This window comes from Streptomyces otsuchiensis, from assembly GCF_004305975.1.
In the GTDB taxonomy this organism is placed as follows: Bacteria; Actinomycetota; Actinomycetes; order Streptomycetales; family Streptomycetaceae; genus Streptomyces; species Streptomyces otsuchiensis.
The window spans coordinates 1-7,605 of the sequence record NZ_BHZI01000275.1; the positions used below are offsets into that span (position 1 = coordinate 1).

Annotated in this window: 1 protein-coding gene and 2 pseudogenes; all 3 read left to right on the forward strand. The window is 75.5% G+C overall.

The features are described 5' to 3' along the window. Nucleotides 1-194: 194 nt before the first annotated feature. A pseudogene (locus E0D90_RS28650) lies at nt 195-278 on the forward strand (acyl carrier protein); the annotation flags it as partial. Between the two features lie 344 nt (nt 279-622). Continuing rightward, nucleotides 623-6,073 (forward strand): annotated as a pseudogene (locus tag E0D90_RS21320) (SDR family NAD(P)-dependent oxidoreductase); the annotation flags it as partial. 120 nt (nt 6,074-6,193) lie between these two features. After that, a partial coding sequence (locus E0D90_RS21325; RefSeq protein ID WP_174856238.1) for a beta-ketoacyl synthase N-terminal-like domain-containing protein occupies nt 6,194-7,605 on the forward strand: 1,412 nt, incomplete at its 3' end.

A 7,605-nucleotide genomic window follows, 5' to 3' on the forward strand; every position in this document is an offset into this window, starting at 1 on the left:
CCGGAGCCCCGGCCGTGCTCCGCGCGCTGCGCCCCACCGCGGCGCCGGAGACCCCCCACACGTCCGCGGCCCCGGGTGCTCAGAGCCCCGGCGCCGCGGCGCCCACCCCACAGACCGCGGTGACACCCACCGTGGACTTCGTCCGCGAGCAGGTGGCGGCCGTCCTCGGCCACGCCGGACCGCAGAGCATCGAGGTGGACCAGCCTTTCACCGCCCTCGGATTCGACTCCCTGACCGCTGTCGAACTGCACATCCTGCTGCAGGACCTGACCGGGCTGTCGCTGCCGTCGACGCTGACCTTCGACCATCCGACCGTCACCGAAGTCGCCGACTATCTGGCCGGCCTCGTCCACGGACCGCCACCGTCCGCCGCCCCGCCCGGCACGCTGCGCGAGGCGCTGGACGCGGTGACCGCACTCATCGACACCGCGGCAGCGGATCCCGGCGACCGCGAAGCCGCCGAGTCGACGCTGCGTGAGGCTCTCGACCGCCTCCGCGCGGGTCGTGGCGTGCCGGACATGCCCGGTGAGCTCGGACAGGTCAGCGACGAAGACCTGTTCGCGTTCATCGACAACCAGCTCTAGACGCGACCGACGACTCACGCACATCCGGAGGGAAGACCATGGCAACCGAAGAGCAGCTTCGCAGATACCTCAGACAAGTCACCGCGGATCTGGCGGACACCCGCCGCCGGCTGGCCGCCACCGCGGACCGGGACCACGAGCCCATCGCCGTCGTGGGGATCGGCTGCCGCTACCCCGGAGGCGTGGAGAACCCCGCCGACCTGTGGCAGCTGGTGGCTTCCGGTACCGACGCCACCAGCGAGTTCCCCGGGGACCGCGGCTGGGACGTCGAGAAGCTCTACGACCCGGACCCGGACTCCCGTGGCACCACCTACACCACCCGCGGTGGATTCCTGCACGAGGCCGCCGAGTTCGATGCCCCCTTCTTCCGGATCAGCCCGCGCCACGCCGCCTGCATCGACCCCCAGCACCGGATCTTCCTCCAGACCGCGTGGGAGGCGTTCGAGTCGGCCGGGATCGACCCGGAGACGCTGCGCGGTTCCGACACCGGCGTATGGGCCGGGCTCATGTACGAGTACTACGCGGCCCAGCACTCCGGCGCCGTCCCGGACGAGGCCGAGGGAACGCTGCTGGTCTCCAGCACGCCGAGCATGCTCTCCGGACGGGTCTCCTACACCTTCGGCCTGGAGGGGCCGTCCGTCACCGTCGACACCGCCTGCTCCTCCTCGCTGGTCGCCGTCCACCAGGCGGTGCGCGCGCTGCGGGCCGGTGAGTGCGCCCTCGCCGTCGCCGGCGGGGTGACGGTGATGGCCACGCCGGACACCTTCGTGGAGTTCTCCCGGCAGCGTGCGCTCTCCCCGCACGGCCGCTGCCGCCCCTTCTCCTCGGACGCCGACGGCACCGCCTGGAGCGAGGGTTCGGGTGTGCTGCTGCTGGAGCGGCTCTCCGACGCCGAGCGCAACGGCCACCCCGTCCACGGCCTGATCCGCGGCTCCGCCATCAACCAGGACGGCGCCAGCAACGGCCAGACCGCCCCCAGCGGCCCCGCCCAGGAACGGGTCATCGCCCGTGCCCTCGCCGACGCCCGGCTCACCCCCGCCGACGTCGACGCCATCGAGGCGCACGGCACCGCCACCTCCCTCGGCGACCCGATCGAGGCCAACGCGCTGATCGCCACCTACGGCCGCGACCGGGACGCCGACCGCCCGGTGATGCTGGGCTCGCTGAAGTCCAACATCGGTCACTCCCAGGCCGCCGCGGGCGTCGGCGGCATGATCAAGATGCTGATGGCGATGCGTCACGGCGTGCTGCCCCGCACCATCAACGTCACCGAGCCCTCCCCCCGGGTCGGCTGGGACTCCGGAACGGTGCGGCTGCTCACCGAGGAGCGGAGCTGGGAGCCCCGCGAGGGCGCGCCGAGGCGCGCCGCCGTCTCCTCCTTCGGCATCAGCGGCACCAACGCCCATGTGGTGCTGGAGGAGCCGCCGGCCGTGCCGGCCGCCGGAGCCACCGACGCGCACGTCTCCACGGCTGGGGACGACGTCGCGGAGGTGCCCGCCGGAGGCGCGCCGGTCGCCTGGACGCTCTCGGCCGCCTCCCTCACCGCACTGGCCGGCCAGGCGGAGCGGCTGCGCCGGCGGATCGCCTCCGACGCCGCCGCCCTCCCCGCCGACATCGCCCACTCGCTCGCCACCACCCGTGCCACACACGCCCAGCGGGTCGTGGCCGTCGGCCGCGACCGGGAGGAACTGCTGCGCCGCCTCGCCGAGTTCGCCGAGGACCCGGAGGGCTCCGGTCTTCCGCACGGCACCGCCCCCGGACGGGTCTCCACCGCCTTCCTCTTCACCGGGCAGGGCGGCCAGCGGCTCGGCATGGGCCAGGAGCTGTACCGGGCCCACCCCGTCTTCGCGAAGGCCCTGGACGAGGTCTGCGCCGCGCTCGACCCGCACCTGGAGCGCCCGCTGCGCGAGGTGATGTGGGCCGGCCCGGACAGTGAGGAGGCGCCGCTGCTGGACCGCACCTCCTTCACCCAGCCCGCTCTCTTCGCCTACCAGGTCGCCCTCTTCCGGCTGCTGGAGACGCTGGGCGTCAGCCCCGGCAAGGTCGCCGGGCACTCGGTCGGCGAGATCGCCGCGGCCCATGTCGCCGGTGTCTGGGACCTCGCCGACGCCGCCCGGCTGGTCGCCGTCCGCGGCCGGCTGATGGAGGCGCTGCCCGCGGGCGGCGGGATGGTCGCCGTGGCGGCCGGGCCCGACGAGGTCGCCCCGACGCTGGCCGGCCGTGAGCACCTGGTGCAGATCGGCGCCGTCAACAGCCCGGCCGACGTGGTGATCTCCGGCGACGAGACGCTCTGCGAGGAGATCGCCGCGCAGTGGGCGGAACGCGGGCGCAGAACCACCCGGCTCACCGTCAGCCACGCCTTCCACTCGCCGCTGATGGCGCCGATGGTCTCGGAGTTCACAGCCGAACTCGCCGCACTCACCTTCCGCACCCCGACCCTGCCCTACGAGACCAACCTCGGCCCCGGCAGGCAGTGGACCGACCCCGGCTACTGGGCGGACCAGATCTGCGGCCGGGTCGGCTTCGCCGCGATGGTCGCCCGCCTGGAGGCCGCCGGCACCGGCGTCCACCTGGAGATCGGGCCGCGCCCGGTGCTCGCCGGGATGGTCCGCGCGAGCCTGACCGGCGACGCCACCGTCACCGCCGTCTCCCGCCGCTCGCTGCCCGAGCCGGAGGCGCTGCTCACCGGCCTCGCCGAGGCGTGGAGCGCGGGCACCCCGGTGGACTGGGCGGCGACCGCGCCCGGCGGCCGGACCGTCGAACTCCCCACCTACGCCTTCGACCGCGACCGGTACTGGCTGCGCCGCGCGTCCGGCCACCTCGACGCCGGCGCGCTCGGCCTGACCGCGCTGCCGCACCCGCTGCTCGGCGCCGCGCTGGAGACCGCCGACGGCGGGCTGGTCGCCACCGGCCGCTTCGGCGTCGCCGAACTGCCCTGGCTCGCCGACCACGCCGTCGCCGACACCCCGATCGTGCCCGCCACCGCCCTGCTGGACGCCGTCGCCGAGGCGGCCACCCGCAGCGGGCTGGGCCGGATCGACGAACTCACCTTCGAGGCACCGCTGCTGCTGCCCGAGCGCGGCTCCCTGGACTTCCAGGTCGCCGTCGGCGGCGACGGCACGGTGCAGGTACTGGCCCGCTCCGACACCTCGGCTCCCTGGACCCGCCACGCCTCGGGGCGGCTCGCCCCCGACGACGCCCCCGGCGACGTCTGCGCCTGGGCCGCGGCCTGGCCCCCGCCCGGCGGGGAGCGGCTGGACCTCGGCGGCGGCTACGAGCGGCTGGCCGCCATGGGCTACGAGTACGGCCCGGCGTTCCAGGCGGTACTGGGAGCCTGGCGGCGCGGCGACGAACTGTTCGTCGAGGTGGAGATCCCCGAAGTGGCCCGCCACGACGGATTCGGCGTGCACCCCGCGCTGCTGGACTCCGCCTTCCACCCCTACCTGCTCAGCAGCGGCTCCGACGAACTGCGGCTGCCGTTCAGCTTCCGCGGCCTGCGGCTGGCCGAGCCCGGCGCGACGCGGCTCCGGGTCCGGATCGTCAGCGAGGAGGACGACCGGCTCTCGCTGACCGCCGCCGACGCCCACGGCACCCTGGTAGTCGCCGCCGAGGAACTGCGGGTCCGCTCCGTCAGCCCGGCCGCGCTGGTCGCCGCCGCCGGCGGCACCACCGTCGAGGGCTACCACGGGCTGGACTGGACGCCCCTGGCGGTCGCCGCGGCCGGTGCGGGCCGCAGCTGGCGGCTCGGAGGCGACAGCCAGGACGGCGGCACCCCCGACTTCGTGCTGCTGGACTGCGACGCGCTCGCCGCGGGCCCGTCCGCCGAGGGCCCCGGCGACGGCGAGGAGCTGCCGGACGCCGTCCGCCGGGTCAGCACCGCGGTGCTGACGGTCCTCCAGGAGTGGGCCGACGGGAACCGCCACCCGGCGGCCCGGCTGGTGGTCGCCGCCGACCCCGAGCACCCGGTGACCGCCGCGGTGTGGGGCCTGGTGCGCACGGCGCAACTGGAGCACCCCGGCCGGTTCGTGCTCGCCGGCGGTCTCGCCGGCGGCGCCGACCCCGCCGTGCTGGACCTGGTGGCCGCCGCCGCCGACGCCGGCCAGCCGCAGCTGGTGCTGCGCGACGGCGCGGTCCTGGTGCCGCGCGTCGCCCGGCGGGCAGCGGCCGGCGACGGCGGCGCGGGGCTCGGCGACGGCACCGTGCTGGTCACCGGCGGCACCGGCGGACTGGGCGCGCTCGTCGCCCGGCGCCTGGTCGAGCGGCACGGGGTGCGGCATCTGCTGCTCACCTCGCGGCGCGGACCGGACAGCCCCGGCGCGGCCGAACTCACCGCCCAACTGTCCGCGCTCGGCGCCACCGTGCGGATCGCGGCCTGCGACGTCGCGGACCGCGAGGCGCTGACCGCGCTCCTCGCCTCGGTGCCCGCCGAGCAGCCGCTGACCGGCGTACTGCACGCCGCCGGCGTGCTCGACGACGGCATGCTCACCGGGCAGACCCCCGAGCGGCTGGCCCGGGTGCTGCGGCCCAAGGTCGACGCGGCCTGGGCACTGCACCGGCTGACCGCCGACGCCCCACTGCGCGCCTTCGTGCTCTTCTCCTCCGTCGCGGGTGTGCTCGGCAACGCCGGGCAGAGCAGCTACGGCGCGGCCAACACCTTCCTGGACGCGCTCGCCGCCCGGCGGCGGGCCGAGGGCCGGCCGGCGGTGTCGGTGGCCTGGGGCCTTTGGTCCGGCCCGGGCATGGGCGACCAGCTGACCGCCGCCGACCAGGCACGGCTGGCCCGCGCCGGCATCGCCCCGATGAGCGAGGAACAGGGGCTGCGGCTGCTGGACGTGGTGCTCACCGACCCGGAGGCCGAGCCGCTGGTGGTCGCCTCCCGGTGGAGCCTGGGCGCGCGCCGGGAGGAACCGGTCCCGGCAGTTCTCCAGGGCCTGGTGCGCGGCCGCAGGACCACCGCCGCGGCCGGCACCGGCAAGCCCGCCCGGCAGGCCGGGGCACTCGCCGCCGCGGTGCGCGAGGTGGCCCCGGAAGCGGGACGGCAGCTGCTGACGGCGGCGGTCCGCGGTCATGTGGCCGCGGTACTGGGCCACGGCTCCCCGGCCTCCCTGGACGGCGCGGCGCCCTTCATCGACCTGGGTCTCGACTCGCTCACCGCGGTCGAACTGCGCAACCGCGTCCAGGCCGACACCGCGCTCGACCTCGCGGCGACGCTCGTCTTCGACCATCCGACGATCGACGCCCTCGACGCCCACCTGGCCGGGTTGCTGCTGCCTGAGGCACCCGACCCGGTGACCGCCGTCGACGACCTGCTGCACCGGATCACCGAGGAGTTCCGCGTCGCGGACCCCGGCGTCCGCGAGCGGGTCACCGGAGCCCTCTTCGGGGCGCTGGACCGGCTCGGGGCCACCGCCGCCGCGCCCAGGGACGCCGCCGTACTGGACGGCGCGACCGACGAGGAGCTGTTCGCCTTCATCGACTCCCAGCCCTGACCACCCCGGGGCCGGGGCCGGGCCGCACCCCGGCCCCGGCGCCCCGCCGGGAGGCGCACCGACGGCGACCGAACAGACCAACCGCCCACGAAAACGGCGAGACGAGGCAGGAAGCAGAAGATGGCAGGCGAAGAGAGACTCCGCGAGTACCTGAAGAAGGCCACCACCGATCTCACCGAGGCCCGGCGCAGACTGGCCGCGGCCGACGAGCCGATCGCCGTGGTCGGCATGGCGTGCCGCTTCCCCGGGGCGGACGGCGTGGACGCCTACTGGGACCTGCTCAGCGAGGGCCGCTCCGCGGTCCTGGACGAGGTGCCCGGCGGCCGGTTCGACCTCTCCGAAGGCGTCCGCGAGCACGGCGTCTACACCACCCGCGGCGCCTTTCTCTCCGATGTCACGGGCTGGGACGCGCCGTTCTTCGGCAGCTCCCCCCAGGAGGCGCTGCGGATGGACCCGCAGCAGCGGCTGCTGATGGAGCTGACCTGGGAGGCGCTGGAGGACGCGGGCACCCCCGCCCCGTCGCTGGCGGGCTCACGCACCGGCGTGCTGGTCGGGTTCTCCGACATCATGCAGTACGGCCGGGTGCAGATCGAGGCCGAGGGCACCACCGTGGTCACCGAGCCCTACCTCGGTCAGGGCGGTTCCTCCAGCGTGGTCGCCGGCCGGCTCGCCTACCACTTCGACCTGCGCGGTCCCACCTTCGCGGTGGACACCGCCTGCTCCTCCTCGCTGGTCGCGGTCCACCAGGCCGGATCCGCGCTGCGCCGCGGCGAGTGCGATCTCGCCGTCGCGGGCGGCGTGTTCGTGGCGATGCACCCCGACATGTACATCAACGCCTGCGCCGCGTCGATGCTCTCCCCGGAGGGCCTGTGCAAGACGTTCGACGCCCGCGCCGACGGCTATGTGATGGGCGAGGGCGCCGGACTGGTGGTCCTGGAACGGCTCTCCGACGCCGTCCGCCGAGGCCACCGGGTGCACGCGGTGCTGCGCGGCTCCGCCGTCAACCAGGACGGCCGCAGCAACGGCCTGACCGCGCCCAGCCGCGGTGCCCAGGTCCAGGTCATCCGCGCCGCGCACGCCGCGGCCGGAGTCTCACCGGACCAGATCTCCTTCGTGGAGGCGCACGGCTCCGGCACCCCGCTCGGCGACGCCATCGAACTCGGCGCGCTCACCGACGTGTTCGGCCGGCGCACCCAGGACAACCCGCTCCATGTCGGCGCGGTGAAGACCAACGTCGGCCACACCCAGGCCGCCGCCGGCATGGCCGGGCTGATCAAGACGGTGCTGGTGCTGAAGAACGGCGCCGCCCCGCCCAACCTCAACTTCACCGAGCCCTCCGAGAGCACCCGCGCCGCCGGTGAGATCCGCCCGCTGACCGCGCGCCGGGAACTCGCCGCCGCCACCGAGGACGCGCCGCTGCTCGGCGGGGTCAGCTCCTTCGGCTGGTGCGGCACCAACGCCCACCTGGTGGTCGCCGCCCCCGCACCCGCCGACGCCGCTGCCACCGCCACCGCCACCGCCCTGCCCACCGG